Consider the following 23,313-nt stretch of genomic DNA (forward strand, 5'->3'; position numbering starts at 1 on the left):
GCGAACGGAAACGCGATGTTACTGCTCGAACTTGTCCGCGACCAGCCGGTCGATCAGGCGCACGCCATAACCGGTCGCGCCCTTGTCCCATGTGCCGCCGGGCTTGTCCGCCCAGACCATCCCCGCAATGTCGAGATGCGCCCACTTCACGCCATCCTCGACGAAGCGCTTGATGAACTGCGCGGCGGTGATCGACCCGGCAAAGCGCCCGCCGATATTCTTCATGTCCGCGATCGGGCTGTCGATCAGCTTGTCGTAGGCGGTGGACAGCGGGAAGCGCCACAGCGGATCGCCGCTCGCCTTGCCCGCCGCGATCAGATCGTCGGCCAGACCATCGTCATTGGCGAAGATACCTGCATATTGATCGCCCAGCGACACGATGATCGCGCCGGTCAGGGTGGCCAAGTCGATAACCACTTCGGGCTTGTAGGTGCGCTGCGCCCAGGTCAGCGCGTCGCACAGCACCAGCCGCCCTTCCGCGTCGGTGTTCAGCACCTCGATCGTCTGACCCGACATGGACGTCACGATGTCGCCGGGGCGCTGCGCATTGCCGTCGGGCATATTCTCGACCAGGCCGCAGATGCCGACGACATGCGCCTTCGCCTTGCGTCCGGCCAGCGCCTTCATCGCGCCCGCGACCGCGCCCGCGCCGCCCATGTCCCACTTCATGTCCTCCATGCCGGCGGCCGGCTTGATGGAGATGCCGCCGGTGTCGAACGTCACGCCCTTGCCCACGAACACGACCGGCTTTTCAGCAGTGCCTCCCGTGCCGTCCCACTCCATCGCCAGCAGCCGCGCTTCGCGCACCGAACCCTGCGCCACGCCCAGCAGCGATCCCATGCCCAGCGCTTCCATCGCCGCCTTGTCAAGCACGGTGATCTTGATGCCGAGGTCGCTAAGATGCTGGCAGCGCTCCACGAAGCTTTCGGGATAGAGGATGTTCGCCGGTTCCGACACCAGTTCGCGGGTGAAGGCGACGCCTTCCGCAACGGCGGCCTGCCGCGCCCACGCCGCCTCCGCACCGGTCGCGACCAGCGTGACGGTCTTGAGCGTGGGCTTCGCCTTTTCGGACTGGCGCGTGCGATAGGTGTCGATCCGCCAGCCGCGCAGATGCACGCCGAAGGCGAACTGCGCTGCCTGCTCGCCGCTGACATCGCCGACGAACTCGACCGCCGCATGGCTCGCGCCGCTGGTGCTGAGCTTGGCGGTCAGCGCAGCCCCTGCCTTTTCATAATCCAGTTCCACCCCCGCGCCCACGCCCAGCAGCAGCACGCGCAACGTCTTGCCGCCTTCGTCCACGAAGCTTTCGAAAGCCGCGCCCGTTTCCCCGGTAAAGCGCGAAGCCGCCGCGCCCGCCACCAAGGTCGCGCCGGACGACAGGGGAAGCGTGTCGATCGCGCCCTTGGGCACGACAAGGACCAGCGTGTCGGCATCGGGGCGGGTCGGGCTGAACTGGATATCCATGGGGGTGCTTGATCCTCTTGTCTCGACGGGCGGGCCTGCCGCGCTCTTGTGTGCCAGATAGTGCGGCTTTTCCCGTCTGGCAAAGCCGTTCGACCGATTTCCGGTCAAAGATGCGCGACGGGCGATTGCGGAGGGGCAATCAGTGCGATAGGCGGGACGGCAAGACGCGCCCGTTGATGAGGCACCATCGCTTGCACACTGCCCTGTTCCCCTTTTCCCTTCGTACCGCATTGCTGGCCGGGGCAACACTGCCCGGCCTGCTATGCGGGCTGACGCTGTCGCCTGCCGCGCTGGCGCAGCAGCTCAACGAACCGGCCACGCCTATCAGCGCGCCCGACACCCCGACACCCGCCAATGACGACCAGATCGGGTTCGCCGCCGACGCGCTGGAATATGACAGCAACAGCGAAACCGTCACCGCCAACGGCAATGTCCAGCTGTTGCGTGACGGCAACCGGCTGCGCGCCGACAAGGTCGTGTGGGACCGCAACAGCGGGAAGGTGGAGGCGCAGGGCAATGTCTCCATCGTCGATCCCGATGGCAACATCGCCTATGGCGACCGGTTCGACGTCACCGACACGTTGAAGGACGGGGCGGTCGACAATATCCTGCTGGTGCTCCAGTCGGGCGGCCGCCTCGCCTCGGTAAAGGGCACGCGGGTCAATGGCATCTACACGCTCAACCGCGCCACCTATACCGGCTGTTCGGTGGAAGACAGCGATGGCTGCCCCAAGGAACCGACGTGGCGGATCAATGCGGTCAAGGTGATCTACGATCCGACCCGCCAGCGCGTCACCTACACCAACGCCAATATCGAACTGTTCGGCCTGCCGCTCATTCCCCTGCCCGGCCTGTCCCATCCGGTGGGCGACGGCGGCAGCAGCGGCCTGCTGGTGCCCAACCTGCGCTACGACCGCAACAACGGGTTCGAAGCGGCGCTGCCCTATTATTTCAAGCTTGCGCCCAATCGCGACGTCACGATCACGCCGCACATCTACACCGGCGTCCTGCCGATGCTGGAGGCCAATTACCGCCATCTGTACGACCGGGGCGCCTATCAGATCACCGGCTTCGCCACCTATGGCCGTCGTGTCGGCATCGGCAGCGATGCGGCCATACCCGACGCCGAAAAGGATATTCGCGGCTATATCGACGCCAGCGGCAAGATGCAGCTGTCGCCCGAGTGGAGCCTGGACGGGTCGATCCGGGCCACCACCGACCGCACCTTCCTGCGCCGCTACGACATCAGCCGCGAAGATCGGCTGCGCTCCACGCTCGGCGCGCAGCGGATCGGGGAGAACAGCTATTTCTCGATTCGCGGCTGGGCGGTCCAGACCCTGCGCCAGGGCGATTCGCAGGGGCAGACCCCGATCGCGCTGCCCGTCCTCGATTATCGGTTGCGGCTGAAAGACCCGCTGCTGGGTGGCGTGCTCCAGTTGCAGGCCAATACGCTCGCCATCACGCGCACCCATGGACAGGACACCCAGCGCGCCTTTGCCGGGGCCGAATGGAATCTGCGCAAGCTGACCGGCCTTGGCCAGGAAGTGACCTTCACCGGCTATCTGCGCGGCGACGTCTACCATAGCAGCGACAACGGCCTGACCTCCGTGGTCAGCTATGCGGGCGATCCGGGCTGGAAGACGCGCGGCATCGCCGCCGCCGCCATCGACATGCGCTGGCCGTTCGTGGGCGAAGCCTTTGGCGGGGTCCAGCGCATCGCGCCCCGCGTGCAGATCGTCGCGTCGCCCAAGATCGCCAACCTGTCGCTGCCCAATGAAGACGCCCGCGCCGTCGATCTCGAAGACAGCAACCTCTTCGCGCTCAACCGCTTTGCGGGCTATGACCGGTTCGAGGACAGCTCGCGCATCACCTATGGCATCGAATATGGCCTGGATCTGCCCGACTTCTCGCTCCAGAGCATCGTGGGCCAGAGCTATCGCCTGGACAGCCGCGAAAGCATCCTGCCCGATGGCACCGGCCTGTCCGACCGGACGTCCGACGTCGTCGGGCGCACGACGGTCCGCTACAAGGGTTTCGTGGCGCTCACTCACCGCTTCCGGCTGGACAAGGATAATCTGTCCGTCCGCCGGAACGAGATGGACGCGACCATCGGCAGCAAGAAAACCTATGTCATGGCGGGCTATTTGCGGCTCAACCGCAACGCCAGTTCGGGGCTGGAGGATTTGCAGGACCGGGAAGAAATCCGCCTGGGCGCCCGCGCCCAGTTCGCACGTTTCTGGTCCGTGTTCGGATCGACCGTCATCGATCTGACCGACGCGAAGGAAGATCCGGGCAGCGACGCCGACGGGTTCGAGCCTGTCCGCCACCGTCTGGGCTTCGCTTATGACGATGATTGCCTGACGCTCGGCGTCACCTGGGTGCGCACCTATCAGACCAATGGCGACGCGCGAAAGGGCAATGGCTTCCAGCTTCGGCTAGCTTTCCGCAATATTGGCATATAAGGAACAGGCTCCCGCATCCCCGTCAGGACCGGTTAAGGCGGACCAGTGCATATCGCGTGGGTCCGTATTGGAGATTATTGCCGACGATGCTGCCTGTCGTTTCCTCGCCCAACAGCCTGTTCCATGGCGTCCGCTCGGGCCTTCGCACCCTGCTTCTCTCATCCGTGCTGATCGGCGCGGCTGTTCAGCCGGTCGTCGCCCAGACGGTCGACGATGACGCCGGTGTATCCAGCCAGCAGTTGAACCTGCCCAAGGACGTCACCGTCTTCGGCAAGAGCGACCCCAATGTCCGCAAGGCGACGGCGATCGTCAACAACCGGATCATCACCGGCACCGACATCGACCAGCGCCTGGCCCTCATCATCACCGCCAATGGCGGCAAGGTGGAGGAAGCGGAAAAGGAACGGTTGCGCGTGCAGGTATTGCGCAACCTGATCGACGAAACGCTCCAGATTCAGGAAGCCGCCGCCAACGACATCAAGGTCGATCCGGCCGAAATCCAGCAAAGCTATGAGCGCGTCGCCGCCAATTTCCGCCAGTCGCCCGCCCAGTTCGACGCCTATCTGCGCGAAAAGGGCAGCTCGGCCGCCAGCATCAAGCGCCAGATCGAGGGCGAACTGGCCTGGAGCCGCCTGCAACGCCGCAACATCCAGCCTTTCGTCAACGTATCCGAAGACGAAGTGAAATCGGTGGTCGATCGCCTGAACGCGGCCAAGGGCAGCGAAGAATATCGGATCGGCGAAATCTATCTGTCGGCGACCCCGGAAAATCACGACCAGATTGTCGCCAACGCCCGCAACATCATCCAGCAGATCCAGCAGGGCGGCAGCTTCCAGGCCTATGCCCGGCAGTTTTCCGAAGCGTCCACCGCCGCAGTCGGCGGCGACCTGGGCTGGGTGCGCCCGGCGCAGCTGCCGCCCGAACTGGCCCAGGCCGCGACCGAAATGCAGGTAGGCCAGATCGCCGGCCCGATCGACGTCGCAGGCGGCCTGTCGCTCGTCTACGTCATGGACAAGCGCAAGGTGCTGACCGCCGATCCGCGCAATTCGCTGCTCAGCCTGAAACAGCTGTCCGTCCTGTTCCCCAAGGGCACGACGAAGGAACAGGCCAGCGCCAAGGCCGCCAGCTTCGCCGCCGCGATCAAGGAGATCAAGGGCTGCGGCCAGGCCAATGAGGTCGGCAGCAAGATCGGCGCGGACGTGGTCGACAACGACAATGTCAAGGTGCGCGACCTGCCGCCGCAGTTGCAGGAGATTCTGATGAACCTCCAGGTCGGCGAAGCCACGCCACCCTTCGGCTCGATCAACGATGGCGTCCGCGTCCTGGTGGTCTGCGGTCGTGACGATCCGGCCTCGGCGAACGCGCCCAATGCCGAACAGATCATGGCGCAGCTGGAAGAGGAACGGGTCAACAAGCGCGCGCGCATCTATCTGCGCGATCTTCGTCGTGATGCGGTCATCGAATATAACTGACGCCGCGCCTCTTGCGCCCTTCGCGGTGTCACTCGGCGATCCCGCCGGGATCGGGCCGGAGATCGTCGCGAAAAGCTGGGTGATGCGCGAAGCGCGCGGCCTGCCGCCCTTCTTCGCGGTCGGCGACGCCGCGTCGCTGCGCGCGGTGTGGCTGGGGCCGATCGCCATGATCGGCGCGCCGGAGGAAGCTGCGGCCGCCTTTGGCAAGGCGCTCCCTTGTCTCCAGGTCGCGCAGGCGGGGGAGATCGTGCCCGGCAGCCCCAGCATCGATGGCGCACGCACCGCCTTCCAGGCGCTCGAAGTCTCGGTCGGCCTGGCACGCCAAGGATCGGCGGCAGGCATCGTGACCGCGCCGGTGGGCAAGGAACAGCTCTACGGCGTTGGCTTCACCCATCCCGGCCAGACCGAGTTCGTCGCGGAACGCTGCGGCGTATCGCCGCACAACGCCGTCATGATGCTCGCCGGGCCATCGCTCAAGGTCGTGCCGATCACCATACACATCCCGCTGGCGGACGTGCCGTCGGCGTTGACGATCGACCTGATCCGCGCCCGCGCCCTGACCACGGCCAAGGGGCTGCAACGCAATTTCGGCATCGCTCGCCCGCGCATCGCGGTGGCGGGCCTCAACCCCCATGCCGGCGAAAATGGCGCGCTGGGCCGCGAAGAGATCGACGTCATCCGCCCGGCGATAGAGGCATTGCGGGCGGAGGGGCTGGACATCGTCGGCCCGCTCGCCGCCGACGGCATGTTCCACACCCGCGCGCGCGAAACCTATGACGTCGCGCTGTGCATGTATCACGACCAGGCGCTGATCCCGATCAAGACGCTGTCCTTCGACGAAGGCGTCAACATCACGCTCGGCCTGCCGATCGTGCGCACCTCGCCCGATCATGGCACCGCCTTCGGCATCGCGGGCACCGACAGCGCCAATCCCGGCGCGATGATGGCCGCGCTCAAAATGGCGGCCGAAGCCGCCCGCGCCCGCCTCGCCCATGGCTGACATGCGTCCGTCATTGCCGCCGCTCAGGGACGTGATCGCGCGCCACGGCCTGGCTGCGAGCAAGGCGCTGGGCCAGAATTTCCTGCTCGACGAGCAGTTGCTCGACCGGATCGCCGCCATTCCCGGCCCGCTCGCCGACGCCCCCGCGTTCGAGGTCGGCCCCGGTCCCGGCGGCCTCACGCGCGCAATCCTGCGCGCTGGGGCGAAGCTGGTCGCGGTCGAACGCGACCGCCGCTGCCTGCCCGCGCTGGCCGAACTGGAGGAAGCCTTCCCCGGCCAGCTCCGCGTCATTTCCGGCGACGCGATGGCGGTCGACGCCCGCGTGGAATCGGGCGACGCCACGCATATCATCGCCAACCTCCCCTATAATGTCGGCACGCCCCTGCTCGTCGGCTGGCTGTCGGCATCCTGGGAGCCGCTCCCCTGGTGGTCCAGCCTGACACTGATGTTCCAGATGGAAGTCGCCGAACGTATCGTGGCCAAGGTCGGGTCGGATCATTATGGCCGCCTCGCCATCCTGTCCCAATGGCGCAGCGATGCGAAGATCGCGATGAAGGTCCACCGCAGCGCCTTCACCCCGCCGCCCAAGGTGATGTCGGCCGTCGTCCACATCACACCCAAGCCCGCGCCCGATGGCGTGCAGCTCAAATATCTCGAACGCCTCACCGCCGCCGCCTTCGGCCAGCGCCGCAAGATGCTGCGCCAGAGCCTCAAGGGGCTGCCCGGCGCGCTGGAAGCGCTGGAAAGCCTCGGCATCGACCCGCAACGCCGCGCCGAAACCGTCAGCGTGGAGGAATTTGTCGACGTCGCCCGGATATTGAGCCGTTAAAGACCGCTCCGGGCCGCGTTGTCTAAACCTATCCGTCTGGAAACCCCATGTCCCGCCTGATCCTGTTCAACAAACCCTATGACATGCTGTCGCAATTCACCGATCGCGGCACCGACACCGCGCGCGCGACCTTGTCGGACTGTATCGCGGTGCCCGGCGTCTATCCCGCCGGGCGGCTCGATCGCGATAGCGAAGGGCTGCTGCTGCTGACCGACGACGGACGGCTCCAGTCGCGCATCGCCGATCCCAAATATAAGACCGCCAAAACCTATCTGGCGCAGGTGGAAGGCGACGTCACCGACGAAGCGCTGGCGACGCTCCGCCGGGGCGTGGACCTGAAAGATGGCCTCACCCGCCCCGCCGACGTCGAACGGATCGAAGACCCCGACCTGTGGCCGCGCAATCCCCCGATCCGCGTCCGCAAGTCCATCCCCGACAGCTGGATCAGCCTGACCATCCGCGAAGGCCGCAACCGCCAGGTCCGCCGCATGACCGCCGCCGTCGGCCACCCCACATTGCGGCTGGTCCGCTGGCGAATCGGCGACTGGACCCTCGAAGGCCTGCAACCGGGCCAGTGGCGCGAGGTCGAGGTCGGCTAGGAATATTCATTTCCGTTCGCCCTGAGCTTGTCGAAGGGCTTCCCTTCTTGGCACCCGCTTCCCCTTGGTCCGGCTGGTCAGGTGAAACTGCCGACACCGATCACAACGATAGGGGCGCAGCGGCACGTCGGCGCGCAACGCGACCACCAGCGCAGCATCCAACGACCCGAACCGCGTCTTCCGCGCGCATATGCTGAGCCGCGTGCGGATCGCTCAATCCTCCGGTAGGAAACTGACGCTGCCCTCATTATAGAGCATCACGACCAGCGCCATCGCCGCGTCCGACGCGGTCAGCGCAGGATCGACCAGTATCTCGTCCACCGCGCATATCTGCTCAGCGAGCGCCGCGACGTCCCCATCGCACGCATGCGCCTGCCCATCCACGAACAGCGTGAGCGCGCCCTCCCCCTGCCGCACGAAGGCGAAGCGGCTCGCCGGGTTGCGGCACAGCGCGACACCCTCTTCCACCAATTCCCGTACATGGTCGGCGACGATTGGCTCGTCCGGGCGGAAATCCAGCTCGGGATATTTGCGCTCGCTGCTATGTTCGCCGAACCAGTGCGCGAAGGCCGCCCGGTCGTCCAGCGCCTGCGCCACCATCGCCTGCAATCGCGCCAAGGCCGCCGCGCCGATTTCACCGGGATTATCCTGCGTGGTCAGATCGGGATCGGCATAGCGGTCGTCATCCTCCATGCCTGCAACGACATGCGCGCAAAATTGCTCGACCAGTTCGCTGCGCGACGGCGCGCGAAAGCCGACCGAATAGGTCATGCAATCGTCGCCCAGCGCCATGCCATCATGCGCAAATCCCGGCGGCACATAGAGTATGTCGCCCGGCTCCAGCACCCATTCTTCCTCCGGCACAAACGCCGCCAGCAGGCGCAGGTCATCGTGCAGCAACAGGGGCGTATCCGCGTCGCACCGCCCGCCCACCTGCCAGCGGCGACGGCCCAGCCCCTGGATCAGGAACACGTCATATTGGTCGTAATGCGCCCCAACGCCGCCGCCATCGGTGGCGTAGCTGACCATCACATCGTCGATCCGCCAATTGGGAATGAAGCGAAACGGCGCGATCAGCGCTGCGACATCGGGCACATGGGTGTCCACCGCCTGCACCAACAGGGTCCAGGGATTGCCGTCCATCCGGCTGAAACGTTCTTCTGGCAGCGGACCATGCTCCACCGTCCAGCTCATATCGGGGCGCCGGATCAGTCGCAATTCGACGCCCTCCTCGCAGGCCAGACCCGCCAGTTCGTCCGGCTCGACCGGATTGATCCACGCGCTCCACGGATTGCGGATCAGCAGCGGCTTCTTCTGCCAATAGTCGCGCAGGAACAGGTCGATGTCGAAATGGGTGAAATGCATGCGATGCCCATATTAGCGGGCGCGCCTCATGCGCCCGCCCGACCGGCCTTGCCGCGCGCTGCCCGTGAAGTCAAAGGATGCGCGCCCATCAGGGCGTCTGCGTCTTGCCTTCCTTGGGCGCGGGCACGGCGGCCTTGTCCGTCATGGCAACCGCAGGCGGCCCTTTCTGGATAGCGGCGGACAGCTTGCCCACCGGGGCGCAATCGCCCTTGCAGAGCGCCTGCGCCTGCGCCAGCACCTCTTTCGCGCGCGCCACCGCGCCCTTTTCGACCATCGCCTCGCCCTGTCCCGCCAAGGCGACGACATCGGTCGGGTCCAGCAGCAGCGCTTCCTTATACAGGCGGATCGCCTTGCCCTGCAGGCCCTGCGCCCGCGCGACTTCGGCCAGTTCGATGAATGCCGCGCGGTTGCGCGGATCGATAGCCAGCGCGCTTTCCAACGCATCGTTCGCGCCGCTCAGGTTCCCGGCCTTGCGCGCCGCTTCACCCGCCTTCTGCCATTCCATCGACTGCGGGTTGATCTGGCTATCTGGCTTCTGGCTCAGTCCCATGCTCGACACGGTGGTCAGGACAAGCGCAAGCGCGATCGAGGCGGGGGTAAAACGCATAACTATCTCCAGCCATGTTTCAGGCGCTGATTCCGAACAAGTGTCGCGATTTTCCCAGCGCTTGTCCATGGTCTGTTTCACGTCCCCCGGCGCAGCCGCGCAAAGAAGAAACCGTCGCTGCCATCATGACCCGGCGTCAGCAACAGGCCCGGCCCATGCGCGCGGCCCACAGACAGGTCGATCGGCTCCACATTCCAACCGCCATGCCGCGCCAAAAACGCCTCCACCTGCCCCCGCCCTTCCCGTTCGGTCAGCGCGCAAGTAGCATAGACCAGCGCCCCGCCCGGCGCCAGCAGCGGCGCGGCGAAATCCAATATGCGCGCCTGCTCCGCGACCAGCCGGTCGAGCCGCGCCTGCGTCAGCCGCCAGCGCGCCTCCGGATTGCGCCGCCATGTACCCGTCCCCGAACAGGGCGCATCGACCAGCACGACGTCCACTTTTCCCGTCAGGCTCTCCAGCCCGCGCGCCTCATGGCTCTGGTCCAGCAACAGCGTCTCGATGAAGGTCGCGCCCGCCCGCGCCGCGCGCGGTTCCAGCCGCGCCAGCCGCGACCGGATCGTGTCGGCCGCAACCAGCGTGCCCTGCCCACCCATCGCCGCCGCCAGCGCCAGGGTCTTGCCCCCCGCGCCTGCGCACAGGTCGACCACCGTCATGCCCGTTGCTGCGCCGCAGGCCGCCGCAATCCACTGGCTGCCCGCGTCCTGCACCTCGATCAGCCCGTCCTTCCACGCCGCCTGCTGCTCGACCGGGAAACCTTCGGGCAGGCGCAGGCCGTCGGGCAGGCCCGCGATCGGCACGGCATCGGGCAGCGAAGGCGCGACATCGGCCATCGTCGCCTTCAATCGGTTGACGCGCACATCCACTGGCGCGCGGCCCAGCAGCACGTCCTGCTCCACCGGCGCAGCCAGCAACGGTTGCAGCCAGCCGGGCACAGCGCCAGCCGCCGTGCCCGTCTCGCCCGGTTCGATCGGCAGCGGCGCATGGGTCGATCCGTCGAACAGCGCGGCAACCTGGGGCCGCTCCAGCGCCACGCCGATCATCGCCGCACGTCCCGTCTCCGGCCGCTCGCCCGCCCGGCGGATCGCGTCATAGACATGGTCGCGCACCGCCCGCCTGTCCCGCGACCCGGCATAGCGCCGCTCCTTGAAATAGCGCGCGATCAGCGTATCGGCCGCCGGCCCGCCATCGCGCGCCGACGCGATGATGGCGTCCAGCAGATCGATCGCAGCCTGGATTCTGGCGGATGGGGTCATATCCTCCCCCGCAGGGGGAGGGGGACCATGACGCGAAGCGGCATGGTGGAGGGGGCGGGCAGCGAGCACAAGCCTGCAAGAGGCAGCGTCCCGTGGCGAACCCCCTCCACCACTGGCTTCGCCAGCGGTCCCCCTCCCCGTACCGGGGAGGATTTACCGCGTCGGATAATTGGGCGCTTCCCGCGTGATCGTCACGTCATGGACATGGCTTTCGGACAGGCCCGCATTGGTGATCTGCACGAAGCGCGCGCGTTCCTGCAAATCCGTGATCGTGCGGCTGCCGGTATAGCCCATCGCCGCCTTCACGCCGCCGACCAGCTGGTGGATCACATCCTTGGCCGGGCCCTTGAAGGGCACCTGGCCCTCGATCCCTTCGGGCACCAGCTTCATCTGGTCTTTGATGTCCGCCTGGAAATAGCGATCGGCGGACCCGCGCGCCATCGCGCCGACGCTGCCCATACCGCGATAGCTCTTATAGGCGCGGCCCTGATAGAGGAACGTCTCGCCCGGCGCTTCGGCCGTGCCCGCCAGCAGCGATCCCACCATGACGCACCCCGCGCCCGCCGCCAGCGCCTTGGCCAGGTCGCCCGATGTCCGCAACCCGCCATCGGCGATGACCGGTACGCCCTGCTTGGCGGCTTCCTCGGCCGAATCCATGACCGCGGTCAGCTGCGGCACGCCCACACCCGCGACGACGCGCGTGGTGCAGATCGATCCCGGCCCGATCCCCACCTTCACGCAATCCGCGCCTGCGCCGATAAGCGCCTTGGTGGCTTCGGCGGTCGCGACATTGCCCGCGACGACCTGCACATGGTTGGACAGCTTCTTCACAGCCTCGACGGCCGCCGACACCTGCCTGCTATGCCCATGCGCCGTGTCGATGACGATCAGGTCGCATTCCGCGTCGATCAGCGCGCGGCTACGCTCCAGCCCCGTTTCGCCCACCGTGGTGGCCGCCGCGACGCGCAGGCGGCCGGTGCCGTCCTTGGTCGCCTGCGGATAGGTGACCGCCTTCTCGATATCCTTGACGGTGATCAGGCCCACGCAATGATAGCCCTCGTCCACCACCAGCAGCTTTTCGATCCGGCGCTGGTGCAGCAGGCGCTGCGCCTCTTCCTGACCGACGCCAACCTTGACGGTCGCCAGGTTATCCTTGGTCATCAACTCGCTGACCGGCTGCTTGGGATTTTCCGCAAAGCGCGTGTCGCGATGCGTCAATATGCCGACCAGCTTGCCGCTCGATTCCACGACCGGAATGCCGCTGATCCTGTGCCGCTGCATCAGCATCTGCGCGTCGGCCAGCGTCGCGGTGGGCAGGATGGTGATCGGGTTGACCACCATGCCGCTCTCGAACCGCTTGACCGCGCGCACCGCATCGACCTGTTCCTCGACGGTCATGTTCCGGTGCAGCACACCGATGCCGCCCAGCTGCGCCATGACGATCGCCATGTCGGCCTCCGTCACCGTGTCCATCGCCGAGGACAGGATCGGGATGTTCAGCTTGATCTCGCGCGTGACATGGGTCGACGTGTCCGCCTGGCTGGGCAGCACATCGGATTCGCCGGGCTGCAACAGCACGTCGTCAAAGGTGAGACCGAGGCGGATATCCATGGAAAAATGCCACTTTCTGCTGCGGAACCGTGGTCCGGCTCCGGGGGATTTGTGGCGGCCCATGTAACCACTTCGGTCGCGGACGACCAGACCCCTTGGGGGATTTTATTGCGGCGCGGTGGAAGAGGCGCGGACCGGGTCGCCCCGATGACCAAAGCCGACGATGGCACGGCAACACATGCCGGGCCGGTAGCCATCGGAGTGACGCGCATCCACCTGGAAGCTATCCAAAACCCGCTGTCTACGTCTGCGCTTCAAACCAGCGTCCTTGCGGTCAGACGCAGCCCCCCCACCAATCAGAACGCCCGATCGCGTACGCGCACCTTGGCGGCTTCGGCCACCCGCCTGGCGACGACTTGGTCGTCCGGTCGGCAATAGAGGGTGTTCAGTCCCTCGGTATTGAAACCCTTGGCGCGCGTCAGTCGACGCGTCACCGCATCATAATGGTGCGGGGCGAAACCAGCCTCGACCAATATCGCGTCCACCTCGGCATCCGGATGGCCATAGCGTTCGCCCGATCCGTTCAGTTCCACTACGATCGCCCGCAGGTCCGGCGTCGCCAGGCATGTGCTTCCGCCCCGCAGCACCTCGACTTCGAAACCCTCGACATCCAGCTTTATCATGCTCGCGCTCCGGCCCGCCAATATGTCGTCCAGCGTCCGCACCGGAACCGCGATGCCACCGCTGTCGACCACATGGTTCAGGCCGCCGCGATCGGCGGTGAAATGCAGCGTGCCCGCCTTGTCCGCCAAGCCGATATTGAGCAGTTCCGCTTGTGCGCCGATCCCGTTCAGCCGCAGGTTCCGTTGCAGCTTGGCATAGGTCTGGGGCACCGGTTCGACCGCGATCACCCGTGCACCCCCTACGGCACCCGCCAGCACCGAATAGGCGCCCACATTCGCGCCGATGTCGACGAAAAGGTCGTCGGCCCGCAGGAAATGGACCAGGAACATCATTTCGGGAAAATCCCACATCTGCCCGGTGTAGGAGAGGGTCGCATAATTTTCGGCGTTGGACAGGATGATCTCCGTCCCCTCGGCCATGGGCATCACATAGTCGACGTCGATCAGCCGCCGCCCGATATTCCATTTCAGGTAGCGCGCCACCGTCTGCCATGGCTTCCCCTGATTAAGCGGGTGCCCCGTCATTTCGCGCAGGGACTTCAGGCGGTAGGACAAGGACATGCAGGAACTCCGAAGGCCATGGCGGTTTCTCTGCGCGGTCATGCCGCAAAAAAGAGGTGGCGCTTGCCGTGGCTTTAGCCCGGCCAGATGAAAATAATGCTAACCCGACCGGCCCGGCGCCATAGCAACATCGTGGGAAGCCGAAGACTTTATGCTGATATGCCGCGTCATTACGAGCACAGCGACACAAAGCCGATGTGAACAGCCAGCCTATTGCTCCAGAACAGCATATGAAAAGGGGCGCAGCCATCGGCCACGCCCCTTCTCTCTAGCCTTGTCGCAACCTTCAAGCCCCGGCAGGCGATGCCTCGCCGAACGGTCCCTTGCGCTTGCGGGTGCGCGGGATGGAGGAGCCTGCCGCCGGGATCACCGATGGCTTGATCGTCGTCCCGTCGTCGCGGGTGATCTCGCCCTTTTCCAGCAGCGCCTTGATCTCGTCGCCACTCAGCGTCTCATATTCCAGCATCGCGTTGGCGAGCAGATGGAGTTGGTCCTCGTGACCCTTGAGAAGTTCCTGCGCGCGGGCATAGCCCTGCTCCACCAGCCCGCGGATTTCCGCGTCGATCAGCTTGGCCGTCTCGTCGGACATATGGACGCGCTGGCTCTGCGAATAGCCCAGGAACGTCTCGCCCTGCTGCTCTTCATATTGCAGCGGCCCCAGCTTGTCCGACATGCCCCATTGGGTGACCATGTCGCGCGCCAGCTTGGTGGCGTATTGAATGTCGCCCGACGCGCCGCTCGACACCTTATCGTAGCCGAAGATGATCTCCTCGGCCACGCGCCCGCCCATGGCGACCGCCATGTTCGCGTGCATCTTGTCGCGATGATAGCTGTAGCTGTCGCGTTCCGGCAGGCGCATCACCATGCCCAGCGCGCGACCGCGCGGGATGATCGTCGCCTTGTGGATCGGGTCGGACGCGGGTTCGTGGACCGACACGATCGCATGGCCCGCCTCATGATAGGCGGTCATCTTCTTCTCATCGTCGGTCATGACCATGGAGCGGCGTTCCGCGCCCATCATCACCTTGTCCTTGGCCAATTCGAACTCGTCCATCGCCACCAGCCGCTTGCCGCGCCGCGCCGCCGTCAAAGCAGCTTCGTTGACGAGGTTAGCAAGGTCCGCGCCGGAAAAGCCGGGCGTGCCGCGCGCGATGGTACGCGGATTGACGTCGGGCGCCAGCGGCACCTTCTTCATATGCACGGCCAGGATTTTCTCGCGCCCCTCGATATCGGGACGGGGCACCACAACCTGACGGTCGAAACGGCCCGGACGCAGCAGCGCGGGGTCCAGCACGTCGGGACGGTTGGTCGCCGCGACGATGATGATGCCCTCATTCGCCTCGAAGCCGTCCATCTCGACCAACAGCTGGTTCAGCGTCTGCTCGCGCTCGTCATTGCCATTGCCCAGGCCCGCACCACGATGGCGACCGACCGCGTCGATTTCGTCGATGAACACGATGCACGGCGCATTCTTCTTCGCCTGCTCAAACATGTCGCGCACGCGGCTCGCGCCCACGCCCACGAACATTTCGACGAAGTCCGAACCCGAAATGGTGAAGAACGGCACACCCGCCTCCCCCGCGATCGCGCGGGCCAGCAGCGTCTTGCCGGTGCCGGGGCTGCCGACCAGCAGCGCACCCTTGGGGATCTTGCCGCCCAGACGCGCGAACTTGGTCGGGTCTTTCAGGAACTCGACGATTTCCTGCAATTCCTCGCGCGCTTCATCGATGCCCGCAACGTCATCAAACGTCACCTTGCCATGTTTTTCGGTGAGCAGCTTGGCCTTGGACTTGCCGAAACCCATCGCGCCGCCCGCGCCGCCGCCCTTTTGCATCTGGCGCAGCACGAAGAAGGCGATGCCCAGGATCAGCAGGAACGGCAGCGACTGGTAGATCAATATCTGCCAGAAGCTCGGCTGGTCCTGCGCCTGACCCGAATATTTGACATTATAGTCGTCCAGCAAGCCGGTAAGGCCCGGATCGCTGACCGGAATGGTGGTGAACTTCTGCCCGCTCGACAAGGTGCCGCTGATCTTGTCCGGCGCGATCGCGACGTCCTTGACCTGGCCTTCCTGCACCTTGGACCGGAATTCCGAATAGGCGATGCCCGACCCGGCGCTGGACGCGGACCGGCTGTCGAACATCGACACGAACAGCAGCAGGGCGACGATCACGCCCGCCCAAATCATCGCGCTCTTGATCCAGGGGTTGCCCTGCGGGTCTTTTTCGTCGTTCATCATCACTCACTTTCACCGGACAAGATAGGGCGCGCCCGCAAAAGCGCAAGCGGACCGCGCATATGCGCCGCCCGCAATTTCGCGCCCTCTTCCCGACGATCAGCGGCCGGTGAGCAACGTCATCGCGACATAGGCCAATGCCAGCGCCAAACCGCCCGACAGACCGCACAACAGATAGCCGATATAGAGGAGGACAGGTGGATGCGGCCGGGCCAGCTTCCGGTTACGCTGCGCCGCCGAAAGGATCACGCTGGCCAACAGACCATAGGTTAGTGCCGCAAACTCCACCATCGTCTTGGATTCCCCGCTAGAAAGTCCACAGGATAGCCCGGACGATCTTTAAAAGCCGCCCATTGCAATGCAACAAATCGGCGAGCCGTTCATCACGCGCGGCAACCCGTGGAACCTTTCCGTAACGACCTTTTCTACCGGCGCGGCGGTGCGCGTCGAAGCGTCCAATGCGCGCCGCCCTGCAGCAGCCAGTCCCCCAAACTCGCCTTCCCCCGCCATCGCCGCCGCGATCGCCCGGTCCAGCCCATCGCCGCGCGGCGGCGCACCCCCCGCCTGGGTCAGCATATGCAGCACCAGCCGCCGCAGATATTCCCTCGGCAGGTCGGTCCGCTCCAGCCGCCATCCCGCATCGTCCGCCCGCACATGCGCCGCCGCCAGCGCATCCACGCTCCAGCCGATCGCCGCCTCGGCCTCCGCCAATGCTGCCGCGCTGCGCGCCGCCGCCTCCGGGTCCAGCCACGATGCGTCCGCCAAGGCGACCCGCAACGCCGCCCGGTCGAACCGCGGATCGGCATTGGACGGATCATGGACATGCGGCAGCGCTTCCGCATCGACCAGCGCCTGCAACGCCGCCTTGCGCACGCCCAATAGCGGCCGGATGACCCGGCCGGACCGCACCCGCACCCCCGCCAGCCCAGCGACGCCCGACCCGCGATTGAGCCGCATCAATAGCGTTTCCAGCTGGTCGTCGGCATGATGAGCCGTCATGATCCAGTCGATGCCCCCGCCCTGACTTTGACTCGCGCGCCACGCCTCGATCACGCGGTAGCGCATCGCCCGCGCCCAGGCCTGCACATTGCCCGCGACCGGTGCATCGGGCGTCATGATTGCGTGCGGAATATCCTGCGCAGCGCACCAGCGCGCGACCATCGCCGCCTCGTCCGCCGACGCAACGCGCAACTGGTGATCCACCGTCACCGCCGCCACCCGCCCGGGAAAAGCCTGCGCCGCCAGAAAAAGCAGCGCCATGCTGTCCGGCCCGCCCGACACCGCCACGCCGAAACGCGCGGCGGGCGCGTCGCCGATCAGCGCCCGCGTCGCCGCGATCAGCTGCGCGCCGAGCGTCGCGCCGTCGCTGGTCAGCTGCACTTCGCCTTCGCGCGGCCCGCCGTCATCAGCCCGCGCAGACTGTTCGACAGGCTCTCGCCATAGACCTGTTCCAGTTCCTGATAGACCTTGCAGGCGTCGGCCGGCTTCTTGAGCTGAATCAACGCCTCGCCCAGATAGGCCAGGCTATCCGCCGCCCGATCGCCGCGCGGGCGCTTCTGGTAATTTTCATAGAAGGCGACCGAGGCCAGCGCGGGCTTGCCATCGTCCAGATAGGCCCGGCCCAGCAGATTCTGCGCCTTGCTGGCGATCGGGCTGGTGCCATATTTGTCGACCGTCGCCTTCAACTGCCCCTGCGCTTCGGGATAGAATTTCGCGTCCCACAGCCGGAAGCCATAACTATAGGCGTCGTCCGCCGCATCGCCGGTATCGGGCCGCTCGATCGCCGCGACGGCGGTCTTGCGCGCCTCGCTGGCGACCGGCGCGGGCGCGGGCTTGGCGCCGGTGGTCGCGGCAGGCTTGGTCGGGGATGACGGCTGGGCCTGACCACCGACCGGCGCAGGCTCGAACGACCCCGTCCCTACCCCCGGCCCGGCCGGGCGCGGCGTGGGCGCGGCGGCGGGCGCAGGCGCGGCCATCCGCGCGTCATTCTCCGCCTTATATTTGTTGAACGCTTCTTCCAGCTGGCGCAGCTTGTAATTGTTTTCCTCGACCTGGCCGGTGATCGACGCCAGCTGCGATTCCAGCGCGCCGACGCGCGATGTCAGGTCGGCGATCGGGGTGGATGCGGGCGATCCCGGTGCGACCGTCGGCGTGTTGGGGCGCTTGATCTCCGCCTCGATCGGGGTGCCTGCCGGAAACACCTTGCGCTGCACCGCGCGCATTTCCTTTTCCAGCCGGTCCACCCGCACCTCGACCGGCGCGCTTTGCGCAGCCGCCGGGACAGCCATGACGGGCGCGGCGATCGCCATCAGGACGGCCGATGTCGCAAAGAGGGCGTTACGCATGATGATCCCCGACTAGAATTTCTGGCCTTAACCATAAGGCGTTATTTCGCGCCGTAAAGCGCGGCGTTGGCGACCGGCCGCCGCCCCCGTTCAGGGCTGCGTGCCGGTGGCGTCGCTGCCCGGCGCAGGCGCGGGCGCCGCGCGGGGCGCCATGCCACCAGCGGCGCCACCGATCGCTGTGGCCTGGCCCGCATCGGGCCGCGCGGGCGCAGCGGCAGGGCGCGCGCCAGCCGCAGGCGCGGCGACATCGCGCGCCAGCAGCGCGGCGGCGCTGACCGGCACGTCGGCGATCGTGCGGTCGGGCGATCCCAGCGGCGCGACCGCCTTGCCGCCCACGGTGACGCTCAGCGCCTGGGGGCGACCGGTCAGGATCATCGGTCCCTTGGCAGTGGTAGGCAGGGTGAAGCTCTCGCCCTTCTTCATCAAGCCGTCCTTCAACCGCTCGCCCGCCTCGTCATAGATGCGCAGCCACACATCGTCGACGGCGGTGAACACCACCGGCTGCGCGGCGGGCGCAACGGGCGCGGGCGTACCGGCGGGGCGCGCGGCGTCGCCGCCTGCCTTGCCCTGCGCCTGATCCTGCGCGATCTGCTCGGCCGTCGGCGGCGTCAGCAACTGCGTGCGCCAGATCGTGAAGCCCGCGATCAGCACCACGACGATCAGCGCGGCGGTCCAGGCCAGCGCGCGTGAAGGCACACGCGCCGGATCGACCGGCTCGAACGCTTCGTAGCGCGCGCCCATGTCGCTATTATGCACGCCATGGCGGACCTGCGCGGCGATCTCCACCTCGTCCAGGTCGACCGCGCGGGCATAGGCGCGCGCAAAGCCCACCGCATAGGGAATGCCGGGCAGCGCGGCATAATCGTCCCGCTCCACCGCATCCAACTGACGCACGGCGATGCGCGTGCGCGTCGCCACATCCTGAATTGAAAGGCCCTGCGCCTCCCGCGCGGCGCGCAACTTCGCACCGGGGGTTGAAGGCTGCGCTTCCGACGCTTCGATGGCGTCGGCTGGGGTTTCTGCTTCGTCTGCCATGCTGCTCCGCGACCTTTATGGGTCGGCCTTGTCTCATTGCGGGACGTGCGTTGTCAACGCCGCGTCCGCCCGTTTCAACCCAGTTCGATATTCCGTTCCACCGCCCATGCGGTCAAGCGCGAGCGAATGTCGATCATTCCGCCATCCAGCATCTCGCGCATCACCGCCCGCAATTCCTCCGCATCGATCGCGCGGATCATCGCCTTGACCGGGCCGACCGACGCCGGTGTGATCGACAATCGCCGGACGCCCAGGCCGATGAGCGCCATCGCCTCCAGCGTGCGCCCACCCATTTCGCCGCACACGCCGACCGGCACGTGATAGTCGTGGCAGGTCCGCACCACCCGATCCAGGAAGCGCAATATGGCGATGCTCAGCCAGTCGTAGCGCTCGGCCAACTTGGGATGGGCGCGATCGGCGGCGAACAGGAATTGGGTCAGGTCGTTGGTGCCGATCGACAGGAAATCGAGCTTGGGCAGCAACAGGTCCAGCACCTCGGCCAGCGCGGGCACTTCCAGCATCGCGCCATATTTGACCGCGATCGGCAGCTTCTTCTTCTGCGACACCAGCCATTCGCGCTGATGCTCGACCAGCGCGCGCGCCTGTTCATATTCCCACGGTTCCGACACCATCGGGAACATCACATAGAGCATCTTGCCCGCCGCCGCCTCCAGCAGCGCGCGCGCCTGCGCCTTCATCAGCGCGTCGCGATCCAGCGCCAGCCGCAGCGCGCGCCAGCCCATCGCCGGATTATCCTCATGCTCGTCATCGTCGCGCTGCATATAGGGCAACGCCTTGTCCCCACCGATGTCGACCGTGCGGAAGATGACGGGGCGGTCCCCCGCCGCATCCAGCACATCCTTGTAAAGCCGCTGCTGCTTCTCGCGCTGCGGCAGCGTCGCCGACACCAGGAACTGGAATTCGGTGCGGAACAGCCCGATGCCGTCCGCGCCGACCAGGTCCAGCGCCTGCGCATCCTCGCGCAGCCCGGCGTTCACCATCAGCTCCACCCGCTGCCCGTCCGCCGTGACCGACGGCAGGTCGCGCATCGCGACGAACTCCGCGCGGCGCTTCTGCGTCACGTGCAGCTTCGTCTCGAACGCCTCTTCCATGTCGGCGGTCGGGCGAATCAGCACAGAATTGGCGCCCACATCCATCAGCACCAGGTCGCCTTCGTTCACCAGATGGCGGATATCGCGCACCCGGCCCAGCACCGGCACGCCCATGGCGCGCGCGACGATGGTGACATGGGCGGTCAGCGACCCTTCCTCCAGGATCACGCCCTTCAACCGGCGCCGGTCATATTCCAGCAGTTCCGCCGGGCCCAGGTTGCGCGCGATCAGTATCGCGTCCTGCCGCAACCCCATCTGCGCCGCGGTGCCCAACTGCCCCGACACGATGCGCAACAGCCGGTTCGCCAGATCCTCCAGGTCGTGCATCCGGTCGGACAGCAGCGGATCGTCGATCTGCCGCATCCGCATCCGCGTGCGCTGCTGCACCCGCTCGATCGCCGCTTCCGCCGTCAGGCCGCTGTCGATCGCCTCGTTGATGCGCCGCGTCCAGCCCTCGTCATAGGCGAACATCTTGTAGGTTTCGAGCACCTCCTGATGCTCGCCCTCCATGCCGAACTCGGCCGCGCCGGTCATCCGGTCGATCTGCTCGCGCATCTTGGCGAAGGCGGAAATGACGCGCTGCCGTTCGGCTTCCGTATCCTCCGCCACCGTATGTTCGACATGAACGCGCGGCTGGTGGAACACGACATGGCCCCGCGCCATGCCCATGACCAGCTGCAACCCGGTCAGCATGGTGGTGCCCGTGTCCGTCACGCGCATGTCGGTCGGCCCGTCATCGGCCAGTTCGGCGTTCGCGATCAGCTCCGACATCACCATGGCGACGGTCTGGAGCGCCTCGATCTCCACCTCTTCATATTTGCGCGGATCGGCATGCTGCACGCACAGGACACCGATCGCCCGCTCGCGCCGCACGATCGGCACGCCCGCGAAACTGTGGAACAATTCCTCGCCGGTTTCGGGCCGATAGGAAAAATCGGGATGCGACGCCGCCTCGTCCAGGTTCAGCGTCTCCACATTGGTGGCGATCAGGCCGACCAGCCCCTCGCCCTTCGCCATGCGGGTGACATGCACCGCCTCCTGCTTCAGCCCGCGCGTCGCGAACAATTCCAGCACGCCCTCGCGCACCAGATAGATGGAGCAGACCTCGCTCGACAGCGATTCGCCGATGATCTCCACCACCTTGTTCAGCTTGGCCTGTGCGCTGTTGCGCGCGGCCATGACCTCCTGCAGGCGGATCAGGATCTGGCGGGCGGCGGCGGCGGGTGTGCTGGGCATGGGAACGGGCTATCAGATTGCGCCCCGGCTTTCCAAGGCGTTTCCTATGACCGGCCCAGCATTATTATCGAGCAGAGCTTATTTGCATGGGGGAAACATTCTATAAATTCGTCAAGCAGTCTGAATGCCCGCCCACGGGCACGCAGGGAGGAATAGATAGCATGGCACCGCAACTCGACCCGAATATGGAACAGGACCTGATCGATCGCGGCTATTCGCGCCGCCAGCTGGCAAAGGTTGCGGCTCTGCTGGGCGCGGGCGCCGCGGCCCTGCATGTCGGCGGCGCGGGCGCACAGCAAGCGGCGAAGGCGAAGGCAGGCGCGGTGCAGATCGGCGCCAACGAATGCTGGACCGGCCCCTTCCCCATCGCGGCGGAGGCCGCGTTCAAGCTGGTGCGGGAAGGCAATCGCTACGAACCGGACAATGAACATCAAAAACTGTTCGAAGCCGTTTCGGCCGTCGAAGGCATGCCGGTCGATCGCATCGTCGCCTGGCCCGGATCGTCCGATCCGCTGAGCCGTGTCGCAATCGCCTATGCCTCGCCCACGCGCGGCATCGTGACCGCCGATCCGACCTACGAAGCCCTCTGGCGCACCGCCGACTGGCTGGGCGCCCCGCTCAAGAAAGTGCCGCTGACGAAGGATTACGCCCACGATGTGAAAGCGATGCTCGCGGCCGATCCGAATGCGGGCGTCTACTATATCTGTTCGCCCAACAATCCGACCGGCACCGTGACGCCTGTCGCCGACATCGAATGGCTGGCCAACAACAAGCCCAAGGACGCGATCCTGGTCGTCGACGAAGCCTATATCCACTGGGTCGACGGCCCCAACGCCGCCAAGCTGGCCGCAACCCGCGACGATGTGCTCATCCTGCGCACTTTCTCCAAATTGTTCGGCATGGCGGGCATGCGCCTGGGTCTCACCTTCGCGTCGCCCAAGCTCATGGAAAAGATGATGCGCTATGACGGCATGCAGGTCACCTGGATGCTGCCGATGGCCGCCGTCGCGTGCGGCACCGTCTCCGTCGCGCAGGCCGACCTCATCAAGGCGCGCCGCGCCGAAATGAACGCCGCCCGCGAAAAGTCGGTCAGCCACCTCAAGGCCAAGGGGATCAAGGTCATCCCCGGCAGCCACGCGAACATGTTCATGGTCGACTGGGGCACCAAGTCCGCCAAGGAGATGCAGGCCGCCCTGCTCGCCGCCAATGTGCAGATCGGCCGCAACTGGCCGATCTGGCCGACCGTCTCGCGCGTGTCGGTCGGTTCGATGAGCGAGATGGAAGCCTTCAACGCGGCCATCGACAAGGTGTGGAAGGCCTGACCGTCCACTCAAACTGTTCCCCGGCGCAGGCCGGGGCCCAGATTCGACCGTGGAACTGGACCCCGGCCTGCGCCGGGGAACGCCCAAGCAAAGCTGCTCCACAGCCATAAAAGAAATTCCATAAAATCTCAGGCGGCGCATTGTGGAAATGCGCCGCCTCTTCGTTTCTCTCCTGTGACTG

Annotated in this window: 17 protein-coding genes and 1 pseudogene; 6 read left to right on the plus strand and 12 right to left on the minus strand. The window is 66.1% G+C overall.

Features of this window, described 5'->3' with window-relative positions; genetic code table 11:
• Positions 1 to 18 precede the first annotated feature (18 nt).
• On the minus strand, positions 19 to 1,464 hold the full coding sequence (locus U5A82_RS16160) for a leucyl aminopeptidase (RefSeq protein ID WP_326291856.1): 1,446 nt from the start codon (positions 1,462 to 1,464) through the stop codon (positions 19 to 21).
• 176 nt (positions 1,465 to 1,640) lie between these two features.
• On the opposite strand from U5A82_RS16160, the gene U5A82_RS16165 reads away from it, so the two are divergent.
• The 5 genes from U5A82_RS16165 (at position 1,641) to U5A82_RS16185 (ending at position 7,826) form a co-directional block, all read left to right on the plus strand.
• Positions 1,641 to 3,926 (plus strand): LPS-assembly protein LptD, encoded by a 2,286-nt coding sequence (locus U5A82_RS16165; protein WP_442802181.1) that lies wholly within the window; start codon positions 1,641 to 1,643, stop codon positions 3,924 to 3,926.
• A gap of 86 nt (positions 3,927 to 4,012) precedes the next feature.
• Positions 4,013 to 5,398, plus strand: coding sequence for a peptidylprolyl isomerase (locus U5A82_RS16170; RefSeq protein WP_326291858.1), 1,386 nt, complete (start codon positions 4,013 to 4,015; stop codon positions 5,396 to 5,398).
• Positions 5,376 to 6,398 carry a 4-hydroxythreonine-4-phosphate dehydrogenase PdxA gene (pdxA, locus tag U5A82_RS16175; RefSeq protein ID WP_326292966.1) on the plus strand — a complete coding sequence of 341 codons (1,023 nt, stop codon included), beginning with the start codon at positions 5,376 to 5,378 and terminating at the stop codon, positions 6,396 to 6,398. The genes U5A82_RS16170 and pdxA overlap by 23 nt, the downstream gene beginning before the upstream one ends.
• The gene (gene rsmA, locus U5A82_RS16180; RefSeq protein ID WP_326291859.1) at positions 6,391 to 7,227 is read left to right on the plus strand and encodes a 16S rRNA (adenine(1518)-N(6)/adenine(1519)-N(6))-dimethyltransferase RsmA; all 837 of its coding nucleotides are present in this window, start codon (positions 6,391 to 6,393) and stop codon (positions 7,225 to 7,227) included. Before pdxA ends, rsmA begins: the two co-directional genes overlap by 8 nt.
• Positions 7,228 to 7,274: 47 nt before the next feature.
• Positions 7,275 to 7,826: a pseudouridine synthase gene (locus U5A82_RS16185; RefSeq protein WP_326291860.1), complete on the plus strand. Its 552-nt coding sequence runs from the start codon at positions 7,275 to 7,277 to the stop codon at positions 7,824 to 7,826.
• A 213-nt stretch (positions 7,827 to 8,039) separates the two neighbouring features.
• On the opposite strand, the gene U5A82_RS16190 is transcribed toward U5A82_RS16185, so the two are convergent.
• The 11 genes and pseudogenes from U5A82_RS16190 to ptsP all read right to left on the minus strand — a co-directional run bounded on the left by U5A82_RS16190 (position 8,040) and on the right by ptsP (position 21,810).
• Positions 8,040 to 9,191, minus strand: coding sequence for a ribosomal protein uL16 3-hydroxylase (locus U5A82_RS16190; RefSeq protein ID WP_326291861.1), 1,152 nt, complete (start codon positions 9,189 to 9,191; stop codon positions 8,040 to 8,042).
• Between the two features lie 88 nt (positions 9,192 to 9,279).
• Complete coding sequence (locus tag U5A82_RS16195) at positions 9,280 to 9,798, minus strand: tetratricopeptide repeat protein (RefSeq protein ID WP_326291862.1); 519 nt, start codon at positions 9,796 to 9,798, stop codon at positions 9,280 to 9,282.
• A gap of 77 nt (positions 9,799 to 9,875) precedes the next feature.
• Positions 9,876 to 11,051: an RsmB/NOP family class I SAM-dependent RNA methyltransferase gene (locus U5A82_RS16200; RefSeq protein WP_326291863.1), complete on the minus strand. Its 1,176-nt coding sequence runs from the start codon at positions 11,049 to 11,051 to the stop codon at positions 9,876 to 9,878.
• 153 nt (positions 11,052 to 11,204) lie between these two features.
• Positions 11,205 to 12,662, minus strand: coding sequence for an IMP dehydrogenase (gene guaB / locus U5A82_RS16205; protein WP_326291864.1), 1,458 nt, complete (start codon positions 12,660 to 12,662; stop codon positions 11,205 to 11,207).
• Between the two features lie 296 nt (positions 12,663 to 12,958).
• The gene (locus U5A82_RS16210) at positions 12,959 to 13,846 is read right to left on the minus strand and encodes an FkbM family methyltransferase (protein ID WP_326291865.1); all 888 of its coding nucleotides are present in this window, start codon (positions 13,844 to 13,846) and stop codon (positions 12,959 to 12,961) included.
• Positions 13,847 to 14,132: 286 nt separating this feature from the next.
• Positions 14,133 to 16,082 carry an ATP-dependent zinc metalloprotease FtsH gene (gene ftsH / locus U5A82_RS16215; RefSeq protein ID WP_326291866.1) on the minus strand — a complete coding sequence of 650 codons (1,950 nt, stop codon included), beginning with the start codon at positions 16,080 to 16,082 and terminating at the stop codon, positions 14,133 to 14,135.
• A gap of 99 nt (positions 16,083 to 16,181) precedes the next feature.
• The gene (locus U5A82_RS16220; RefSeq protein ID WP_326291867.1) at positions 16,182 to 16,373 is read right to left on the minus strand and encodes a hypothetical protein; all 192 of its coding nucleotides are present in this window, start codon (positions 16,371 to 16,373) and stop codon (positions 16,182 to 16,184) included.
• A 134-nt stretch (positions 16,374 to 16,507) separates the two neighbouring features.
• Positions 16,508 to 17,462, minus strand: a pseudogene (gene tilS / locus U5A82_RS16225) (tRNA lysidine(34) synthetase TilS).
• Entirely contained in the window at positions 17,453 to 18,427 is a 975-nt protein-coding gene (locus U5A82_RS16230; protein WP_326291868.1) for a hypothetical protein, read from the minus strand. The pseudogene tilS and the gene U5A82_RS16230 overlap by 10 nt, the downstream one beginning before the upstream one ends.
• Before the next feature lie 90 nt (positions 18,428 to 18,517).
• Positions 18,518 to 19,462 carry a helix-turn-helix domain-containing protein gene (locus tag U5A82_RS16235; protein ID WP_326291869.1) on the minus strand — a complete coding sequence of 315 codons (945 nt, stop codon included), beginning with the start codon at positions 19,460 to 19,462 and terminating at the stop codon, positions 18,518 to 18,520.
• Positions 19,463 to 19,536: 74 nt separating this feature from the next.
• The gene (gene ptsP, locus U5A82_RS16240; RefSeq protein WP_326291870.1) at positions 19,537 to 21,810 is read right to left on the minus strand and encodes a phosphoenolpyruvate--protein phosphotransferase; all 2,274 of its coding nucleotides are present in this window, start codon (positions 21,808 to 21,810) and stop codon (positions 19,537 to 19,539) included.
• A gap of 161 nt (positions 21,811 to 21,971) precedes the next feature.
• Here ptsP and U5A82_RS16245 point away from each other — a divergent pair, with 161 nt between their 5' ends.
• Entirely contained in the window at positions 21,972 to 23,132 is a 1,161-nt protein-coding gene (locus U5A82_RS16245; protein WP_326291871.1) for a pyridoxal phosphate-dependent aminotransferase, read from the plus strand.
• The last annotated feature ends 181 nt before the right edge of the window (positions 23,133 to 23,313 follow it).

The organism is Sphingobium sp. CR2-8, from assembly GCF_035818615.1.
Taxonomy (GTDB): domain Bacteria; phylum Pseudomonadota; class Alphaproteobacteria; order Sphingomonadales; family Sphingomonadaceae; genus Sphingobium.

What these genes read in the sequence shown, in the direction of transcription:
- U5A82_RS16220 (WP_326291867.1), bottom strand. Translation starts at nt 16,373, where the DNA reads ATGGTGGAGTTTGCGGCACTAACCTATGGTCTGTTGGCCAGCGTGATC.
- U5A82_RS16190 (WP_326291861.1), bottom strand. Translation starts at nt 9,191, where the DNA reads ATGCATTTCACCCATTTCGACATCGACCTGTTCCTGCGCGACTATTGG.
- U5A82_RS16235 (WP_326291869.1), bottom strand. Translation starts at nt 19,462, where the DNA reads ATGGCAGACGAAGCAGAAACCCCAGCCGACGCCATCGAAGCGTCGGAA.
- U5A82_RS16210 (WP_326291865.1), bottom strand. Translation starts at nt 13,846, where the DNA reads ATGTCCTTGTCCTACCGCCTGAAGTCCCTGCGCGAAATGACGGGGCAC.
- guaB (WP_326291864.1), bottom strand. Translation starts at nt 12,662, where the DNA reads ATGGATATCCGCCTCGGTCTCACCTTTGACGACGTGCTGTTGCAGCCC.
- U5A82_RS16245 (WP_326291871.1), top strand. Translation starts at nt 21,972, where the DNA reads ATGGCACCGCAACTCGACCCGAATATGGAACAGGACCTGATCGATCGC.
- U5A82_RS16195 (WP_326291862.1), bottom strand. Translation starts at nt 9,798, where the DNA reads ATGCGTTTTACCCCCGCCTCGATCGCGCTTGCGCTTGTCCTGACCACC.
- ftsH (WP_326291866.1), bottom strand. Translation starts at nt 16,082, where the DNA reads ATGAACGACGAAAAAGACCCGCAGGGCAACCCCTGGATCAAGAGCGCG.
- U5A82_RS16160 (WP_326291856.1), bottom strand. Translation starts at nt 1,464, where the DNA reads ATGGATATCCAGTTCAGCCCGACCCGCCCCGATGCCGACACGCTGGTC.
- rsmA (WP_326291859.1), top strand. Translation starts at nt 6,391, where the DNA reads ATGGCTGACATGCGTCCGTCATTGCCGCCGCTCAGGGACGTGATCGCG.
- U5A82_RS16165 (WP_442802181.1), top strand. Translation starts at nt 1,641, where the DNA reads ATGAGGCACCATCGCTTGCACACTGCCCTGTTCCCCTTTTCCCTTCGT.
- ptsP (WP_326291870.1), bottom strand. Translation starts at nt 21,810, where the DNA reads ATGCCCAGCACACCCGCCGCCGCCGCCCGCCAGATCCTGATCCGCCTG.
- U5A82_RS16170 (WP_326291858.1), top strand. Translation starts at nt 4,013, where the DNA reads ATGCTGCCTGTCGTTTCCTCGCCCAACAGCCTGTTCCATGGCGTCCGC.
- U5A82_RS16185 (WP_326291860.1), top strand. Translation starts at nt 7,275, where the DNA reads ATGTCCCGCCTGATCCTGTTCAACAAACCCTATGACATGCTGTCGCAA.
- U5A82_RS16200 (WP_326291863.1), bottom strand. Translation starts at nt 11,051, where the DNA reads ATGACCCCATCCGCCAGAATCCAGGCTGCGATCGATCTGCTGGACGCC.
- U5A82_RS16230 (WP_326291868.1), bottom strand. Translation starts at nt 18,427, where the DNA reads ATGCGTAACGCCCTCTTTGCGACATCGGCCGTCCTGATGGCGATCGCC.
- pdxA (WP_326292966.1), top strand. Translation starts at nt 5,376, where the DNA reads ATGCGGTCATCGAATATAACTGACGCCGCGCCTCTTGCGCCCTTCGCG.